Origin of the sequence: Streptomyces sp. Tu 2975 (assembly GCF_009832925.1) — a bacterium.
Lineage (GTDB): Bacteria > Actinomycetota > Actinomycetes > Streptomycetales > Streptomycetaceae > Streptomyces.
Genome location: NZ_CP047140.1, coordinates 2935471 through 2952326, shown reverse-complemented (window position 1 = coordinate 2952326; position 16856 = coordinate 2935471). Strand labels below are relative to the sequence as shown.

Sequence of the window (16856 nt, the reverse complement as noted above, 5' to 3'; positions counted from 1 at the left end):
CGACTGATGAGGCAGGCCTGTGGACAACCGCCGCATCCGCCCCCGGCGACCTGGCAGCATGGCGGGGTGACAGCAGCAACGCACTCCTCTCTTTTCCCGCAGGTCCCCGAGTCGGCGGACGCCGTGCTCGACGGGCTCGATCCCGAGCAGCGCGAAGTGGCGACCGCCCTGCACGGTCCGGTGTGCGTGCTGGCAGGAGCCGGCACGGGCAAGACCCGCGCGATCACCCACCGCATCGCGTACGGGGTGCGGGCGGGCATACTCCAGCCCGCCAGTGTGCTCGCCGTCACGTTCACCAACCGCGCCGCCGGTGAGATGCGCGGGCGACTGCGCCAGCTCGGCGCGGGCGGCGTCCAGGCGCGTACGTTCCACTCCGCCGCCCTCCGCCAGCTGCAGTACTTCTGGCCGAAGGCGGTCGGCGGCGAGATGCCGCGACTGCTCGAGCGCAAGATCCAGCTGGTCGCCGAGGCCGCGGCCCGCTGCCGGATCCGCCTCGACCGCAACGAGCTGCGGGACGTGACGGGAGAGATCGAATGGGCGAAGGTCACCCAGACCGTGCCCGCCGACTACCCGGCCGCCGTCGCCAAGTCGCTGCGTGACGCGCCCCGCGACCCGGCGGAGATCAGCCAGGTCTACGCCATGTACGAGCAGCTCAAGCGGGACCGCTCGGCGATCGACTTCGAAGATGTGCTGCTGCTCACCGTCGGCATCCTCCAGGACCGGCACGACATCGCCGACCATGTCCGCCGCCAGTACCAGCACTTCGTCGTCGACGAGTACCAGGACGTCAGCCCCCTCCAGCAGCGCCTGCTGGACCTGTGGCTCGGTGACCGGGAAAGCCTGTGCGTCGTCGGCGACGCCAGCCAGACGATCTACTCGTTCACCGGCGCCACCCCCGACCACCTGCTGAACTTCCGCACCCGCCACCCCGGCGCGACGGTGGTCAAGCTGGTCCGCGACTACCGCTCCACCCCCCAGGTCGTCCACCTTGCCAACGGCCTGCTCGGCCAGGCCCGCGGACGGGCCGCCGAACACCGCCTCGAACTGATCTCCCAGCGCGAGCCGGGCCCCGAGCCTTCGTACGTGGAGTACGCGGACGAGCCCGCGGAGGCGGAGGGCACCGCCCGCCGCATCCGCGAGCTGATCGACGCGGGTGTCCCGGCCGGCGAGATCGCCGTGCTGTACCGCATCAACGCCCAGTCGGAAGTCTACGAGCAGGCTCTGGCCGACGCGGGCGTCCCGTACCAGCTCCGCGGGGCCGAGCGGTTCTTCGAGCGGCAGGAAGTGCGCGAGGCGGGCATCGCCCTGCGCGGCGCCGCCCGTGCCGGTGGCAACGACGCACTGCTCGACGACGTGGAGGACCTGCCTTCCCAGGTGCGGGCCGTGCTGTCCACCAAGGGATGGACCACGGAGCCGCCCGCCGGATCCGGTGCCGTGCGCGACCGCTGGGAGTCGCTCGCGGCGCTGGTCCGCCTCGCGGAGGACTTCGTGCGGGCCAGGCCGCAGGCGACGCTGGCCGATCTGGTGGCCGAGCTGGACGAGCGGGCGGCCGCCCAGCACGCGCCCACGGTCCAGGGCGTCACACTCGCCTCCCTGCATTCGGCGAAGGGCCTGGAGTGGGACGCCGTGTTCCTCGTCGGGCTCACCGAGGGCATGATGCCGATCACCTACGCCAAGACGGACGAGCAGGTGGAGGAGGAGCGCCGGCTCCTCTATGTGGGCGTGACCCGTGCGCGGCTGCACCTGTCCCTGTCGTGGGCCCTGTCGCGTGCGCCGGGCGGCCGTGCCTCCCGCCGTCCGACCCGGTTCCTGAACGGCCTCCGACCGGGCTCCGCGGCGGCCGGACCGCGGACCGCCGGCGGCGCGGGCGGTGTCGAGCGGGGCGGCGGACGCCGCAAGCGGCGCGGCCCGGTGCTGTGCCGGGTCTGCGGCAAGACGCTGACCGACGCGGGCGAGATGAAGCTGATGCGCTGCGAGGACTGCCCCTCGGACATGGACGAGGTGCTGTACGAGCGGCTGCGCGAGTGGCGCTCGGGGCAGGCCAAGGAGCTGGGCCAGCCCGCGTACTGCGTCTTCACGGACAAGACACTGATGGCGATCGCGGAGGCTGTGCCGGGCACAGAGGCGGAGTTGGCCGGGATCTCCGGTGTCGGCGGCCGCAAGCTCGATCGGTTCGGGGCCGATGTCCTCGCCATCTGCGCAGGTGAGGAGCCGGGCGAGGCGGACGAGGAGGACTGATACAAACTCGTCGAAAAAATGGTTTGCGCGCGCCCGGGCCGGACCCATAGGTTCTTAACCACGAAGAACAGCGGCTTCTCTGAAGCCCTGTCCTCGTGCTGTACTTATCCGAATAGCGTGACCGGCCTGTCCGGTCCTCGAGACGCCGAGAGGAGGCGATTCCAGTGATCAGCATCAAGACCAGCTTCGTCAGCACCGCCAAAATGACCGATCGCTCGGTCGTCTCCGCCTGCTCGCTCGGCTTCTCCTCCGCGTTCCTCGGCACCGGTATGTCCGGCATCTCCGCCGTGCTTCCCGTGTCCGGTCTGGGCGGCCTGCCCGTCCTGGAGCGCAATGAGCGACCGACCAAGGCACTGGAAGCAGGAGTAGCAGCGGCAGAGGCTCAGGCCTATGCCTTTGCGGCGGCCAGTGCCGAGACCGAGCAGAAGACGACGCAGCACCACACGAAGTGGGCCTTCCGCGGGCTCGAACCCTGGAGTGATCCAGCCTGATACGGCATCAGGCCGGCGCCTTCAGGGCCGCGGAACCCCACCCGGGATCCGCGGCCCTTCTGTTTTCCCCAACGGGAGAACAGTGCGAAGGGGCCTCGGGACCAGAAGCACCCGGTACCAACTGCCACCCGGCCGACCGGCCGGAACGACCAGACGAGGAATCACACACCGTGCAACTCGAAGCGCACGCCCCGTCCGTACCGCCTTCCGAGACCACCTCCCCGCCCGTCCGTACCGAGGACTCCACCTTGACTCCCCTCACTGCGCTCACCGCGCTCGACGACGCCATCGAGAACCTGGGCGTGCCCGTCCCGTGCCGTTCCTACGACCCGGAGGTCTTCTTCGCCGAGTCGCCGGCCGACGTCGAGTACGCCAAGTCCCTCTGCCGCACCTGCCCGCTGATGGAGGCCTGCCTCGCGGGCGCCAAGGAGCGGCGTGAGCCGTGGGGCGTCTGGGGCGGAGAGCTCTTCGTCCAGGGTGTCGTCGTTGCCCGCAAGCGGCCGCGTGGTCGCCCGCGCAAGAACCCGGTTGCGGCATGAACGCCATCGGAACCATCGATCGACCCGTCACGCACGACCCCCAGAAGCAGGCCCCGATGACCTCTTCCACGAGCGAGCCCCAGGGCTCCGCCACCCGAGCTTTCACCACCATCGGCGCGAACGCCTCGCGTCAGAACAGGACCCGCGAAATGCAACTCATCCCAGAAGCCCTGGCTCGTGCGCATATGCACGAGCGCATGCGTGAAGTCGACGCGGAACGCCAGGCCGTGCGCCTGGTCGCCGCCCGACGCATGCAGCGCCGCGCCGAGCGCGTGTCGATGCGCGCGCGCCGCGCACTGGCCATGGCCGTCATGCACTGACGGCGAAGCCGTCCATGCGGGGGCCGGTCCTCACGGACCGGCCCCCGCGGTGCGTTGTGACGCGCGCTCTCCGCCGGGCGGCGATATCGTCGCGAGGTGGACCAGGACAGGACTCCCCACCCCGAGCAGCCGGGGGACGAGGGCATCGTGTGCGCCGGCTGCGGCAAGGTCGCCGAGGGGCCGCCGGTGACGTGGACCTGCTCCGTGGAGGACGGCGTCCGCCATTACCTCTGCGAAGACTGCGCCCGTGACAACATCCGCGCGATCGAAGGCCGGCTCGACCCGCAGTGGTGGTGACCGTCTCCCGCGTGCTGTCCGGCCGCCGGAGCCGCTCCGGGGGCTGCCGTCAGGCTCCCGCCTCCAGTACGGCGACGCCGTCCGTGCTTTCCGCCTCCGCCTCCGTGGCGTCCTCCACCACGAAGCCGGGCAGCCATTCCTCGAGCTCGCCACGGAGCCGCACGGTCGCGTTCAGCTGGCAGAGCACGCCGATGGTGCTCAACGTCACACGGTGTATCAGCAGATACGCGGGCGGCAGGTTGAGCTGCTTGCCCAACTGGTGGGCGGGGGAGCGGACGTCGGCGATCCGGGCGGCCTGGGTGCGCATCCAGCCGCGGGTGAAGGTGAACTCCTCCACCTCCGCCGGTTCGATGATCGGCAGCAGGTAGTCGAGCACCGCTTCGGGGTCGAGGTCGATCGACTCCTTGACGAACCCCTCTTCGCACAGCAGCCCGTAGACCGCCTCCGCCTCGCCTTCCAGGGTCATCCGCAGGCATGCGCCGATGGTGTCGGGAAGCCCTCCCGGCAGCCGGTCCACCGTGCCGAAGTCGAGGACACCCAGACGCCAGCCCTTGCCGTCGTCGTCGGGAAGCAGACGGAAGTTCCCGGGATGCGGGTCGGCGTGGAGAAGTCCCGTGCGTGCCGGGCCGGAGAAGAGGAACCGGGCCAGCAGCTGACCCGCCCGGTCCCGTTCCTCAGGGGCGCCGCCGGAGATGACCTCGGCCAGCGGTATGCCGTCGATCCACTCGGTCACCAGGACCTGGTCGCTCTGGTGGACCACGTCCGGCACCAGGACGCCGGGATCGTCCGCGAACTCGGCGGCGTGCTCCCGCTGGGCCTGCGCCTCCAACGCGTAGTCGAGCTCTTCCGAGACACGGTCACGCAGCTCGGAGATGAGGGGCTTGATGTCCATGCCCGGAATCAGCGGCCCCAACAACCTGGCAAAACGACTCAATTGCGCCAGATCGGACAGCAGCGCGTCTCCCGCCCCCGGGTACTGCACCTTCACGGCGACCTCGCGCCCGTCGTGCCACACCGCACGGTGCACCTGCCCGATGGACGCGGCGGCGGACGGCTTGTCCTCGAAGCTGAGGAACAGCTCACGCCAGTTCTCCCCGAGCCGCTCCTCGAGCACCGAGTGGACGGTCCGCGTCGGCATCGGAGGCGCCGCCTCCTGAAGCTTGGTCAGCGCGGCTCGGTAAGGGCCGGCGATCTCCTCGGGCAGGGCCGACTCGAAGACGGACAGAGCCTGCCCGAATTTCATCGCACCACCCTTGAGTTCCCCCAGCACTTTGAACAGCTGCTCGGCCGTGCGTTGTTGCAGCTCCCGCGCCACGATCTCGGCCGACTTGCCGCCGATCCGCTTGCCCAGCCCCCATGTCGCGCGGCCGGCGAATCCCAGTGGCAGCGCTGCCAGCTTGGCGGTCCGAGTGACCGCCTTCCGGGGAAGATCAGACATGCGCCCCTCCAAATCCCAGACAGCGTGCCGCGTTTGCCGACGGCATCATTCCGCCGACCGCGTGTACCCGTTCATTGTGTCGTGTTCCGGACCTACTGCTGAGGTGTGCCTCCTCTCAGTTTTCCCCGCCGCACTGCAGGCGCAGTCGAGGTGGGGTGCGATCCGTTCCGACCGCCAGGACAACTGCGGCAGCGAAACCTCCCATCTGGCCCCGGTGCTCACCGGCGCCCCGCCGTCCAGAAAGGACAGCGCGTGGCACGCGGCCGTCCCTGCCACGGCGGTGGCCAGTGCGACATCGCAGGCGGGCACGGTCCGGCGCCGCCCCGACCGCCACTGTGCCAGCAGCCGCCCCCTCCCCGGGTCCAGCTCGGCCCGGCCCCGCTCCATGCAGCCCGCGCACGCCGTGCATCCAGGCAGCACGAGGGGACCGACGACGCCCGTGGCTTCCACGACACCCGTATAAAGATGGGGTGTGCCGGTCGCGATCCATCCCTCCGCGTCGCTCGCGGCAGGGGCGTAGGCGGCGAGCCCGTCGCGCGGTGCCACGACGACGAGGCTGAGGCCGGGCCCGCCGTCCGGGTCCTGGGACTCCGCGGCACGCGGAGGCCGGTCGGGGGCCGCTCGCCGGACGAGCCGCCGGGCCGCTGTGTCCCTGCGTTCGCCGACCGCCTCCGCGGGCAGGCCGCCCGGTGCCACATCACTCGGCTCAGTGATCCCGCCGTCCAGTACCTCGACCCGCCCCACGCCCGCGGCCGACAGCGTCGCGGCGATCGACGCACCCACCCGCCCGGCCCGCGGACCTGGACCCGTATGGCCCGCCTGGCCGCCACGAGGCCGGCCGCGCCGCCCGGTTCGGGATGGATCACGGACAGAGCGGCGATGTCCGGCCGCAGCCGGTCATGGGCCGCCGCCCGCTTGCGCAGCGCGGCGGCCGCAGGACCTCCGGCCGTCGGGTCGTCGAGCAGGCCCGCGGTGGTCAGTCGGTGCACCAGGGCCTCCGCCCGACCGTCCGGCAGGCCCATCGCCCGCGCCTCCTCGCGCAGCAGAGGCAGTCCCCGGGTCCCGTCCAGCAGTTCCATCAGGGCACCGGTCGCGGTGTCGACCGGCCCGAGCGTCACCGCATGGGCGGGTGTCACGCCGAACTGCACGGACTGGCGGTCCCGCCATGCCCGCCGCAAGGCGGGCTTCATCATCGGATGCATTCCGTTTCCCCCGTCGGTCTTTGTCCTCGGAACGTCTCCGAGCCGTTGTCAGAATGCGCGGCCGCCGCGAGGTGTGTGAAAAGTTGTCCACAGGTTCGGGGTATTAGTCGTTCAAATGGTGCAGCCATCGGGCGGATCAAGCGCCCGGCGTCCGGGGACACGACTTTGCCCAAAGACAGCGGGTAACGTCGGGGCGTGCCCGTCGACCCGCCCGCTCGCCTCGCTGGGGAGACCTCACCGCACGGCGCGGGAGGTCAGCAGCGCAGCGCGCAGCGTCCCCCGCCCCGCGGATCGGGGACGAGCGCGGTCGAGGTCCGCCGGAGCGCCCGGCGCAGCAGAACGGTCTCCGCCTACCGCGAGGGGGACCGCACCATCGTCCTCATCCCCGCCCGGATGTCGGAGGCGGAGGAGCGACGCTGGGTAGGCGTGATGCTGGACAAGCTGGCGGCGCAGGAGAGCAAGCGGGTACTCGGTGACGCCGAACTGACGGAGCGTGCGGAACGGTTGTCCGCCCAGTATTTCGACGGGCGTGCCAGACCCGCGTCCGTGCGCTGGGTGACGAACCAGAACACCCGCTGGGGCTCCTGCACCCCGGCCGAGGGCAGCATCCGGCTCTCCCACCGCCTCCAGGGCATGCCGGAGTACGTGGTGGACTACGTGCTCCTCCACGAGCTGGCCCACCTGCTCGTTCCCGGTCACGGACCCCGGTTCTGGCGGCTGCTGGAGGCCTACCCCCGCACCGAGCGGGCCCGTGGCTACCTGGAGGGCGTCGTCGCCGCCGGCAGGCTGCCGCACCTGCCCGCCGATCGCGGAGAGTGACTGTCGACGGTCCTGTACCGAATGTGTACCGGCTTGGCTCAATCTCACACCCAGCGGTTAGCCTGACGCGACGCATTCAAATCGGGATGGGGGACGGTCGTAACGCATGGCCAGGGAATTCCAACGCGGCCACAAGGCCAAGATCAGTGATCTCACTCCGGGAACGGATCTGTACGTAGGCGTGCAGATCGCGGCTCCTGGTCTGACCTTCGACATCAGCTGCTTCGGACTTGATGCCAACGAGCAGCTCTCCGACGACCGGTACTTCATCTTCTTCAATCAGCCGAAGTCGCCCGAGGAGTCCGTCCAACTGCTCGGCGCGCAGTCCGGCGACACCGAGTCGTTCCGCGTCACGCTCGACCGCATCCCGGCGAACATCCACCGGCTGTCCTTCACCGCCACGATCGACGGTGCCGGCCAGATGTCGCAGATCGGCCCCGGGTACATCCGCATCGTCGCAGGCGGCGAAGAGGTCGTCCGGTATGCCTTCACCGGCTCCGAATTCACGACCGAGCGCGCCGTGATGCTGGGTGACTTCTACCTCAAGGACGTGTGGCGTTTCGCCGCCGTCGGCCAGGGGTTCGACGGCGGTCTCGAGGCTCTGCTGAAGAACTTCGGCGGCGAGGTCGCGGAGGAGGAGGCGCCTGCCGCTCAGCAACCGCAGGGCGCCGCGCCGTCGTTCGCCCCGCCCCCGCAGGCGGCCGCCCCGGCTCCGGCCTTCGGTGCGCCCGCATCTCAGGTGCCGCAGGCTCCCCAGACGCCGCAGCCCGCACCGGCCTTCGGCGCGCCGGCGGGCCAGGCCCCCGCGGCCCCGCAGCCCCAGATGCACAGCGCCCCGACCATGGCGGCGCCGATGACGCCGCCGGCAGGCACCGTCCCCCCGCCCGCTCCGTCCCCGTACGGACAACCGCCCCAGCAACCGCAACAGCCTCAGTACGGGCAGGTCCCCGGGCAGATGCCGGGTCAGATGCCCGGACAGGTCCCCGGGCAGATGCCGCAGCCGGGCATGCCGTCGCCGTACGGCCAGCAGACTCCCGCCCCGTACGGTCAGCAGCCCCCCGGCATGCCGCAGGGTGGGATGCCCCAGGGCGTGCCCCAGGCCGGCGCCGGTCTCCAGGCGGCCCTGCAGCCGTACCGCGAGACCGCCACCGGCCAGCGCTGGACCCCGCAGAACCAGCAGCTCATGCGGGTCGACCTGACCATGGGCGGCATGCCCGTGCTGGCCCGCCAGGGCAGCATGGTCATGTACCAGGGCAAGGTCGACTTCAGCTACAAGGGTGCCGGGTTCGCCGGCCGGGTCGTCGGGAACGCCACCGGCCAGGAGATGCAGCTGATGCGCTGCACCGGACGCGGCCAGGTGTTCCTCGCCGAGGACGGCTCGCACCTGCACCCCATCGAGCTCCAGGGCGACGGGATCTGCGTCTCCGCCGAGAACGTCCTCGCCTTCGACGAGTCCCTTCAGCACGAGGTCCGCCGCATCGAGGGCCACGGCATCCCCGGCGGCGCGCTGTTCACGATGATGTTCCAGGGCACGGGCACCGTCGTCGTCAAGACGCACGGCATCCCCGTGGTCCTGCCGGTCACGCCGACCACGTTCGCCGACTGCAACGCGGTCGTCGCCTGGTCGGCCGCCTCGCAGGTCATCCTCTCCAGCCAGGTCCGGCTGCGCCGCAACGCGTACCCGGGACACAGCGGAGAGACCGTGAACCTCCAGTTCCGGGGCGCCCCCGGCAACTTCATCGTCGTCCAGCCGTACGAGGTCTGAGGGAGCCCTGACAATGAACCAGCAACTCGCGGGCTTCGCCCCGACCCCCATGGTGGCCCGTATGGAGAACCACGGCCGCACCATGCTCAAGGTCGCCATGACCACCGGTCAGGACCTGTACGCGCGCACCGGCTCGATGGTCGCCTACGAGGGCTTCGTCCAGTACGAGCCCAACCCGCCCGCCGTCCGCCAGATCGCGGCCCAGTGGGTCACCGGCGAGGGCGCGCCCATCATGAAGTGCTCCGGTGACGGCCTGCTCTACCTCGCCGACTACGGCGCGGACGTGGTCGTCATCAACCTCAACAACGACTCCCTGTCGGTCAACGGCACCAATGTCCTCGCCTTCGACGCGCACCTCCAGTGGGGCGTCGAGAAGGTCAAGGGCCTGGCCAAGTTCGCCGGCCAGGGCCTGTGGAACGTGGAGATCGCGGGCACCGGATGGGTGGCCCTGACCTCACGCGGCACGCCCATCGTCGTCGACTGCGGCCGCGGCGAGGACGAGACGTACGTCGACCCCGACGCGCTCGTCGCCTGGTCCCCGAACCTGAAGGTGAAGGGCAAGCGCAGCTTCAAGGCGTCCTCGCTGATCGGGCGGGGCAGCGGAGAGGCCTACCAGATGGCTTTTTCCGGCCAGGGCATCGTCGTCGTACAGCCGAGCGAGGACAGTACCGACCGCCTGCGGATCCGGCACTGAGGGGGAGCGGGAACACATCATGCAGAGTCCTCTTTTCAGCAACACAGAACAGCAGAGCCAGGACCGGTACGTCGTCCAGAACCCGCAGCTGCTGCGGGTCGCGCTGACCGGCCACGACGACATCCTGGCCCGCAAGGGCGCCATGGTGGCCTACCAGGGGCTCGTCGACTTCGACGGCGAGTACCAGACGAGCAGCCAGCGCAGGGCCCGCGCCAACACCGGTGAGGGCCTCGACCTGATGCGCTGCTCCGGGCAGGGCACGGTCTACTTCGCCAACCTGGCGCAGTACGTCCACGTGGTGGACGTCGACCAGGAGGGCATGACGGTCGACAGCTCCTACGTCCTGGCGCTCGACTCCACGCTGCACACCGAGGTGATCGCGGTGGACAGCCAGTACGGCATCTCCGGGTCGGGTAAGTACCAGCTCAACATCTCGGGACGGGGCAAGGTCGCGCTGATGACCTCCGGCCAGCCGCTGATGATGCAGGTCACTCCGGACAAGTACGTCAACGTCGACGCGGACGCCATCGTCGCCTGGTCCTCGGCACTGCGGGTGCAGATGCAGGCGCAGACGCACTCCTCCGGTGTCCGCCGCCGCCGAGGCAACACCGGAGAGGGCTGGGAGCTCAGCTTCCTCGGCCAGGGCTTCGCCCTGGTGCAGCCCAGCGAGGTCATGCCGCCGCAGAACGCCGATCTCGGACAGGGCGTGCGCGCCCAGTTCGGAGTCGGCCAGCACGGTTCCCACGCGCAGAACCAGAACAACGCCTGGAACTAGCGCGGAAGCACAGCATGGGTAAGGGGCGGTCGCCATGGCGACCGCCCCTTACCCATGCCTTCGCTAGCGCCGGAGAGCTTCCCGCGTGCGCTGCATGAGCTGTACGACGGAGGTGTCGGCCACGTCGGCCACCTCGTCGTAGCGGAACCAGCGCAGGTCCAGCGACTCGTCGCTGATGGCCTCCACCGCTCCCGCCGGGGCGAGGGCCGCGTACTGCACGTCCAGATGCCAGTGGCACGGCGCCGGAATGGAGTGCCGGTCCAGGGTGACCGGACCGCCGGGCAGCAGCGACAGCCCCGGGATCCCCGACTCCTCCGTCGCCTCGCGCAGCGCCGCCGCTGCCAGGGACGTGTCGCCCGGTTCGCAGTGGCCGCCCATCTGCAGCCACATCCCGAGCTTCTTGTGCAGCGTCAGCAGCACCCGCCCGCGCTCAGGATCGACCACCAGGGCGCTGGCCGTCAGATGCCCTGCCCCGCAGGACTTCCACATGCCGTCCGGATGGGCCTGCAGGTGGTCCAGGTACGTCTGGCGCAGCTCCGCCTGGCTTCCTTGCCCGTCGTAGTCCTTCAGGACGAGGAGCGCGTCTTCATGGAGGCTCACTTGTCCGTCTCGTCCTCGTCCGTCCCGGAGTCGTCGGTCTTCTCCGTGCCGGGCTTCTGCCCGTGGCGGCCGGCCGCTTCACCGAGCATCTTGTCCAGCTCGGAGAAGTCCAGCTGCTCGCGGTGGACGAAGCCGTCCGGGTCGTCGAGGTCGGTGGCCGTCGGCAGCATGTCGGGGTGCTCCCACAGAGCGTCCCGCCCGTCCATGCCACGGGCGTCGGTCAGCGAGGCCCACAGCCGTGCCGCGTCCCGCAGCCTGCGTGGGCGGAGCTGAAGGCCGATCAGGGTGGCGAACGTCTGCTCGGCGGGCCCGCCGGAGGCGCGGCGCCGGCGCAGCGTCTCGCGCAGCGCGCCCGCGGACGTCAGGCGCGTCGAGGCGGCCTCGTGGACCACCGCGTCCACCCAGCCCTCGACGAGCGCGAGAGCGGTCTCCAGGCGCGCCAGGGCGGCCTTCTGCTCGGCGGTGTCCTCCGGCTGGAACATGCCCTGCTGGAGTGCTTCCTGAAGCTGCTCGGGGTGCGTGGGGTCGAACTGGCCGACCACGTCCTCCAGCTTGGAGGTGTCCACCTTGATACCGCGGGCGTAGCCCTCGACCGCGCCGAACAGGTGCGACCGCAGCCACGGCACGTGCGCGAAGAGCCGCTGGTGCGCGGCTTCCCGCAGAGCCAGGTACAGCCGGACCTCCTCGCGGGGCACGCCGAGGTCCTTGCCGAGCGCCTCCACGTTCAGGGGGAGGAGCGCGGCCTTGCCGGCAGGGCCGAGCGGCAGACCGATGTCGGTCGAGCCGACCACCTCGCCCGCCAGCACACCGACGGCCTGGCCGATCTGCTGCCCGAACATCGCGCCGCCCATCGAGCGCATCATCCCGATCAGCGGCCCGGCCATGGCCTGCATCTCCTCCGGCAGCACATCACCCATGGCGAGGCCGACGCGCTCGGCGACCGGGTCCACGAGCTGCTGCCACGCGGGCAGTGTCGCCTCGACCCACTCCGCGCGGCTCCAGGCGACGGCCGTGCTCGCGCCGGAAGGCAGCGACGTGACGCCGTCCAGCCACAGGTCGGCCAGCCGCACGGCCTCCTCGACCGCGGTCCGCTCGACCGGGCCGACGCTCGCGTCCTTGGTGCCGTCCGGTGTGCCCTGGGCGACGGTCTGGCGCGCGATCTGCTTGGCCATGTCCCAGTTGACCGGGCCGCCCTCGTAGCTGAGCATCTGGCCCAGCTGCTGGAAGGCCGCGCCCAGGTCGTTCGGGTTCAGGGAACCGAACATGGCTGCGAAGGGGTTGTCCCCGCCGCTGTCCCCGAAGCCGAACCCGAAGGGGTCGGCGGGGAGGACCCGCCGGAGCCCTGGCCACCTCCTGCGGGATCCTTCTTCTTGCCCTCGTCGCCGTTCTCCGGCTCCTCCGGCGGAAGGCCGAATCCGAATGGGGTGTCACTCACGGGTTTCCTCGGCTCGTAGGGCCGCCGGCTTCCTGCCGGCGGCGACTGCCCGACAACACCATCCAGCGTAGACATCCGAACCGCTTACGGGCTCGATGCTCCGCCGACACTGGGCCTGCGGCAGGATGGACGCCACCTGGTGCGTATGCGTCATTCGCTCACGTACTGAAGACAACCGCTGGAGACGCCTGGTGAGTTCCCCAGATCCGCAGGTTCGCGCAGCGCGAAACCACTCAACCCCGACCGGGGGCGGCGGGCCGTCGGGCCGTGGCCCCGTCGTCGCCGTCACCGGCGCCGCCACCGGCGTCGGCGACCTCCTCACGAGGCGCCTGGCCGCGTCGGAGGAGGTCAAGCAGGTCGTGGCCCTGGACGAACGCCGGGGCGAGGTGTCCGAGGCCCAGTGGCACATCCTCGATGTGCGGGACCCGGCCATCGCCGAGAAGCTGCGCGGCGTCGACGTCGTGGTGCATCTGGCGCTGGACCTCGACCTGGAGTCCGATCCCGCCGCACGGACCGCCTACAACGTGCGCGGCACCCAGACGGTGCTGACGGCCGCCGCTGCCGCCGGTGTGCACCGTGTCGTCCTGTGCACCTCCGCCATGGTCTACGGGGCCCACCCCGACAACGACGTCCCCCTCGCGGAGGACGCGGAACTGCGTGCGACCGCGGAGGCGACGGGTGTCGGCGACCTCCTGGAGATCGAGCGGCTGGCCCGCCGGGCTCCGCGCGCCCACCCCGGCCTGAACGTCACCGTGGTCAGGCCTGCCGTCCTGGTGGGCGGCACCGACACCGCGCTCACCCGCTACTTCGAGTCGCCGCGGCTGCTCGTGGTCGCCGGATCACGCCCCACCTGGCAGTTCTGCCACGTGGAGGACCTGGTCAGCGCGCTCGAGTACGCCGCTCTCGAGAAGGTCGAGGGCGAGCTCGCCGTGGGCTGCGACGGGTGGCTGGAGCAGGAGGAGGTCGAGGAGCTCAGCGGCATCCGGCGCATGGAGCTGCCCTCGGCGGTCGCCCTGGGCGCCGCGGCCCGTCTCCACCGGATCGGGCTCACGCCCTCGCCCGCCGGGGACCTCGCCTACACGATGCACCCCTGGGTCGTGAGCGTGAGCGGGCTGCACGACGCCGGCTGGCGTCCGCAGTGGACGAACGAGGAGGTGCTGGCGGCGCTCCTGGAGGAGGTGGAGGGCCGGCACACGGTGGCGGGCCGCCGGCTCGGTCGCAAGGACGCCACGGCTGCGGGCGCAGCGGGTGCGACCGTCGCGCTGCTCGGCACGGCGGCCCTGGTCCGCCGGGCGCGCAAGGCACGGCGGAGGATCTGAGGAGAGGAGCTGAGGCGGCGGGCGCGGGAGGCCGTAGGAGGCTCCAAACGGGATCCTCCCCGAACGGTCGAACCGGCTATTCCGTGTTGTCGGTGCCGTACGGCACGATGGACGGCATGGCAAGCACGCACGACCATCCAGGTGAGCAGGCGGCGCAGGACCCGATCCGTCTGCTGGCGATCCGTGACACGCCGCTCTCCCTCGACGAGGTCTTCGCGGCGGTCGGCGACGACGCGGCAGGTGGCACCGCGCTGTTCGTCGGCACCGTGCGCAACCACGACGGTGGCGCCGATGTCGACACCCTCGGTTACTCCTGCCATCCCACGGCGGAGGCGGAGATGCGCCGCATCGCGGAGAAGGTCGCCGCCGAGTATCCCGTCCGGGCGCTCGCCGCTGTCCACCGTGTGGGTGACCTCGACGTCGGGGATCTCGCCGTGGTCGTCGCCGTGTCCTGCCCGCACCGGGGCGAGGCGTTCGAGGCCTGCCGGAAGCTGATCGACGACCTCAAGCACGAGGTGCCGATATGGAAGCACCAGCGGTTCTCCGACGGCACGGAAGAATGGGTGGGTGCTTGCTGAAGGCGGCCGGCCGGAATGTTTTTCCGGCATCTATCCGCTGAAACGCGGTCAGTACCCATCCGCCCGATTTGCGTAACCCTACCCCTGCCGTGAGCGTTGAACCGGCAGATGACTAATCTGCTGATCACTCGGTTGCGTGTGCTCATGGGGTAGGGAGGTCGCGATGGCAGTTCTGGCTTGGTTGCTGATCCCGCTGTTCGCTGCTGTCGGTGCGGCGATATGGGCGAGCTGGGCTTCGCGGGACCGCACGAGCGGTGACGTGGCGGAGCTCGCGGGCTATGCCCGCTTCCGTGACGCGATGGACAAGGCCGCCTCCGGCACCGACGCCGCACGCTCCTGACCGCCCCCTTCCGTGGTCGCCCGTCGGGCCCCGGACGGTCCGGCCCCGACGGTGCGTCCACAGGCATGTCCCGTACTGTCGTTCCATGCCACGCCGCACCGCGACGATGCTCGCCTCCACCCTCGTCTTCATTGCGCTGCTCTGCGCAGGCGTGTTCCTCAAAGTCCCTTACGCGGAGATGTCGCCCGGACCGACGGTGAACACTCTCGGGTCCGCGGACGGCGAGCCGGTGCTCGACATCTCGGGCCGCAAGACGTACCCGACGACCGGCCACCTCAACATGACGACGGTCAGGGTCACCGGCGCCGACTACCAGATGAACCTCCTCGAGGCGGTCTACGGGTGGCTGGCGCACGACAACGTCGTGGTGCCGCACGACACCCTCTACCCGGACGGGAAGACGGAGGAGGAGTCGACGCAGGAGAACGCCGAGGAGTTCAGCCAGTCCCAGGAGAGCGCCAAGGTCGCCGCCCTGCGTGAGCTGAAGATGCCGGTCAAGGCCCGCGTCGTCGTCTCCTCCGTGGTCAAGGGATCGCCGTCGCAGAACAGGCTGCACGCAGGGGACGTGATCCGCGCCGTCGACGGCACCGTGGTCAAGCAGCCGGAGGACGTCGCCAAGCTCGTCGTGAAGCACAAGCCGGGTGAGGACGTCGTCTTCACCGTGGTGCCCGCGGACGAGGCGGCCGCCGCGGAGAAGGCGGGCAAGGAGCCCACGGGCACCGAGAAGGTGACGGTGCCGACGGTGAAGGCGGAGGACGACGGACGGGCGATCGTCGGGATCCAGGCAGGCACCGACCACACGTTCCCGTTCGAGATCGACATCAATCTGGCCGACGTCGGCGGGCCGAGCGCCGGTCTGATGTTCGCGCTGGGCATCGTCGACAAGCTCACCTCCGACGATCTGACCGGCGGCAAGTTCGTCGCAGGCACGGGCACCATCGACGACGCCGGCAAGGTCGGACCGATCGGCGGCATCGAGATGAAGCTCGTCGGCGCACGCAACGCGGGCGCCGAGTACTTCCTCACCCCCAGCGACAACTGCGCCTCCGCGGTCTCCGACATCCCGGAGGGACTGACCCTGGTGAAGGTGGACACCATCAAGGACGCGCGGAAGTCACTGGCCAAGATCAACTCGGGTGCAACCGCGGACCTGCCGAGCTGTTCGGTGGGCTGACACCCACCTACCGCGAACAGCGATCACCCACCGCGAACAACGACGCCGCGCCCCCTCGGGGCGCGGCGCCGGTATGTGCGGAGGTCCTACGCCTCGAAGGTGGCGGCCAGGGCCTCGGCCAGCCCCGGCACCAGCCCGGCTCCCGTGAGCACCTCGGTCGGGGAGTCCTTCTCCCGCAGCCGCAGCGCGGACTCCCGTGAGCCGTCGCGCAGCACGGCCACCGTCATCCGGACCTCCTGGCGGTCCGGGTGCTCGGCGACCCACTTGGTGAGAGCCGCGTCGTCGAGGCCGACCGGCACGGAGGCCTCCGCGGAAGGCGGCAGCATCAGGCGCTCCACGGTCAGGGCGCAGCCGGCCACCGCGTCGGGCCAGGCGAGGGTGCCGAGGAACTCGTCGAGCGGGGTGCCGGCAGGGATCTCGTCCTGCTCGACGGGGGTGAGCGGCGCGGCGTCGTCGGCGCCGTCCAGACCGAGCTGGCGGGCGAGGCCCGGCTCCTGGGAACGCAGCTGAAGGGTGTCGACGAGAGCGAAGAGCCGGGCCGGCTGGTCCCAGCCGAGACCGGAGGCGTACTCGTCGATCTCGAGCACGGCGCGGGTGAGCGGGCTCGCGGCCATCGGGGGGCCGGAAGAGGAATCGTTGGGCATGGTCAATATCCTGCCTCCTTCCTGCCCCGCGACGGGAACTAGGTAAAGCCTCAGTAAGTTGCATGAGTGGGCTCTACGATCGCGGGGCCCGATTCACACAACCGCGAACTTCGAGGGGCGCACGTTGGCTTTCCAGATGCCGGACCGCGGCGGAGGCCCGACAGGGCCACGGATCAGAGTGGGCCGGC

General features: G+C 70.5%; 16 protein-coding genes and 2 pseudogenes. 13 read left to right on the top strand and 5 right to left on the bottom strand.

What is annotated here, in order from left to right:
- Positions 1 to 6: 6 nt before the first annotated feature.
- The 5 genes from GLX30_RS12770 (at position 7) to GLX30_RS12750 (ending at position 3885) form a co-directional block, all read left to right on the top strand.
- Positions 7 to 2238: an ATP-dependent DNA helicase UvrD2 gene (locus GLX30_RS12770; protein WP_159687573.1), complete on the top strand. Its 2232-nt coding sequence runs from the start codon at positions 7 to 9 to the stop codon at positions 2236 to 2238.
- Between the two features lie 164 nt (positions 2239 to 2402).
- Positions 2403 to 2729, top strand: a complete 327-nt coding sequence (locus GLX30_RS12765) for a hypothetical protein (RefSeq protein ID WP_159687570.1) — start codon at positions 2403 to 2405, stop codon at positions 2727 to 2729.
- Positions 2730 to 2899: 170 nt separating this feature from the next.
- Positions 2900 to 3268, top strand: a complete 369-nt coding sequence (locus GLX30_RS12760; RefSeq protein WP_005312256.1) for a WhiB family transcriptional regulator — start codon at positions 2900 to 2902, stop codon at positions 3266 to 3268.
- Positions 3265 to 3588: a hypothetical protein gene (locus tag GLX30_RS12755; RefSeq protein WP_159687532.1), complete on the top strand. Its 324-nt coding sequence runs from the start codon at positions 3265 to 3267 to the stop codon at positions 3586 to 3588. Before GLX30_RS12760 ends, GLX30_RS12755 begins: the two co-directional genes overlap by 4 nt.
- 96 nt (positions 3589 to 3684) lie before the next feature.
- Positions 3685 to 3885, top strand: coding sequence for a hypothetical protein (locus GLX30_RS12750; RefSeq protein WP_159687529.1), 201 nt, complete (start codon positions 3685 to 3687; stop codon positions 3883 to 3885).
- Positions 3886 to 3934: 49 nt separating this feature from the next.
- On the opposite strand, the gene GLX30_RS12745 is transcribed toward GLX30_RS12750, so the two are convergent.
- Positions 3935 to 5323, bottom strand: a complete 1389-nt coding sequence (locus tag GLX30_RS12745) for an AarF/ABC1/UbiB kinase family protein (protein WP_159687525.1) — start codon at positions 5321 to 5323, stop codon at positions 3935 to 3937.
- A gap of 45 nt (positions 5324 to 5368) precedes the next feature.
- A pseudogene (locus tag GLX30_RS12740) lies at positions 5369 to 6525 on the bottom strand (ThiF family adenylyltransferase).
- A 195-nt stretch (positions 6526 to 6720) separates the two neighbouring features.
- Here GLX30_RS12740 and GLX30_RS12735 point away from each other — a divergent pair.
- The 4 genes from GLX30_RS12735 (at position 6721) to GLX30_RS12720 (ending at position 10578) form a co-directional block, all read left to right on the top strand.
- A complete protein-coding gene (locus GLX30_RS12735; RefSeq protein WP_159687521.1) occupies positions 6721 to 7344 on the top strand; it encodes a M48 family metallopeptidase in 624 nt (207 codons plus the stop codon).
- Positions 7345 to 7450: 106 nt separating this feature from the next.
- Entirely contained in the window at positions 7451 to 9109 is a 1659-nt protein-coding gene (locus GLX30_RS12730) for a TerD family protein (RefSeq protein ID WP_159687517.1), read from the top strand.
- A 13-nt stretch (positions 9110 to 9122) separates the two neighbouring features.
- Entirely contained in the window at positions 9123 to 9803 is a 681-nt protein-coding gene (locus tag GLX30_RS12725; protein ID WP_159687513.1) for an AIM24 family protein, read from the top strand.
- A gap of 19 nt (positions 9804 to 9822) precedes the next feature.
- Entirely contained in the window at positions 9823 to 10578 is a 756-nt protein-coding gene (locus GLX30_RS12720) for an AIM24 family protein (RefSeq protein ID WP_159687509.1), read from the top strand.
- Between the two features lie 63 nt (positions 10579 to 10641).
- Here the strand turns inward: GLX30_RS12720 and GLX30_RS12715 are convergent, their stop codons facing one another.
- Together GLX30_RS12715 and GLX30_RS12710 are read right to left on the bottom strand one after the other, a co-directional pair.
- Positions 10642 to 11178 carry an NUDIX hydrolase gene (locus GLX30_RS12715; protein ID WP_159687506.1) on the bottom strand — a complete coding sequence of 179 codons (537 nt, stop codon included), beginning with the start codon at positions 11176 to 11178 and terminating at the stop codon, positions 10642 to 10644.
- Positions 11175 to 12613 (bottom strand): annotated as a pseudogene (locus tag GLX30_RS12710) (zinc-dependent metalloprotease). Before GLX30_RS12710 ends, GLX30_RS12715 begins: the two are co-directional and overlap by 4 nt.
- Before the next feature lie 191 nt (positions 12614 to 12804).
- Between GLX30_RS12710 and GLX30_RS12705 the strand changes: the two are divergent.
- From GLX30_RS12705 to GLX30_RS12695, 4 genes are all read left to right on the top strand, one after another.
- Complete coding sequence (locus tag GLX30_RS12705) at positions 12805 to 13932, top strand: SDR family oxidoreductase (RefSeq protein ID WP_159687503.1); 1128 nt, start codon at positions 12805 to 12807, stop codon at positions 13930 to 13932.
- Positions 13933 to 14048: 116 nt separating this feature from the next.
- A complete protein-coding gene (locus GLX30_RS12700) occupies positions 14049 to 14510 on the top strand; it encodes a molybdenum cofactor biosynthesis protein MoaE (RefSeq protein WP_159687500.1) in 462 nt (153 codons plus the stop codon).
- A 163-nt stretch (positions 14511 to 14673) separates the two neighbouring features.
- On the top strand, positions 14674 to 14850 hold the full coding sequence (locus GLX30_RS34335; protein ID WP_167306817.1) for a hypothetical protein: 177 nt from the start codon (positions 14674 to 14676) through the stop codon (positions 14848 to 14850).
- 85 nt (positions 14851 to 14935) lie between these two features.
- On the top strand, positions 14936 to 16024 hold the full coding sequence (locus tag GLX30_RS12695) for a PDZ domain-containing protein (protein WP_159687496.1): 1089 nt from the start codon (positions 14936 to 14938) through the stop codon (positions 16022 to 16024).
- An 86-nt stretch (positions 16025 to 16110) separates the two neighbouring features.
- On the opposite strand, the gene GLX30_RS12690 is transcribed toward GLX30_RS12695, so the two are convergent.
- On the bottom strand, positions 16111 to 16668 hold the full coding sequence (locus GLX30_RS12690; protein WP_159687493.1) for a PPA1309 family protein: 558 nt from the start codon (positions 16666 to 16668) through the stop codon (positions 16111 to 16113).
- Positions 16669 to 16856 lie beyond the last annotated feature (188 nt).

What these genes read in the sequence shown, in the direction of transcription:
- GLX30_RS12770 (WP_159687573.1), top strand. Translation starts at nt 7, where the DNA reads ATGAGGCAGGCCTGTGGACAACCGCCGCATCCGCCCCCGGCGACCTGG.
- GLX30_RS12755 (WP_159687532.1), top strand. Translation starts at nt 3,265, where the DNA reads ATGAACGCCATCGGAACCATCGATCGACCCGTCACGCACGACCCCCAG.
- GLX30_RS12745 (WP_159687525.1), bottom strand. Translation starts at nt 5,323, where the DNA reads ATGTCTGATCTTCCCCGGAAGGCGGTCACTCGGACCGCCAAGCTGGCA.
- GLX30_RS12730 (WP_159687517.1), top strand. Translation starts at nt 7,451, where the DNA reads ATGGCCAGGGAATTCCAACGCGGCCACAAGGCCAAGATCAGTGATCTC.
- GLX30_RS12725 (WP_159687513.1), top strand. Translation starts at nt 9,123, where the DNA reads ATGAACCAGCAACTCGCGGGCTTCGCCCCGACCCCCATGGTGGCCCGT.
- GLX30_RS12720 (WP_159687509.1), top strand. Translation starts at nt 9,823, where the DNA reads ATGCAGAGTCCTCTTTTCAGCAACACAGAACAGCAGAGCCAGGACCGG.
- GLX30_RS12700 (WP_159687500.1), top strand. Translation starts at nt 14,049, where the DNA reads ATGGCAAGCACGCACGACCATCCAGGTGAGCAGGCGGCGCAGGACCCG.
- GLX30_RS34335 (WP_167306817.1), top strand. Translation starts at nt 14,674, where the DNA reads ATGGCAGTTCTGGCTTGGTTGCTGATCCCGCTGTTCGCTGCTGTCGGT.
- GLX30_RS12695 (WP_159687496.1), top strand. Translation starts at nt 14,936, where the DNA reads ATGCCACGCCGCACCGCGACGATGCTCGCCTCCACCCTCGTCTTCATT.
- GLX30_RS12690 (WP_159687493.1), bottom strand. Translation starts at nt 16,668, where the DNA reads ATGCCCAACGATTCCTCTTCCGGCCCCCCGATGGCCGCGAGCCCGCTC.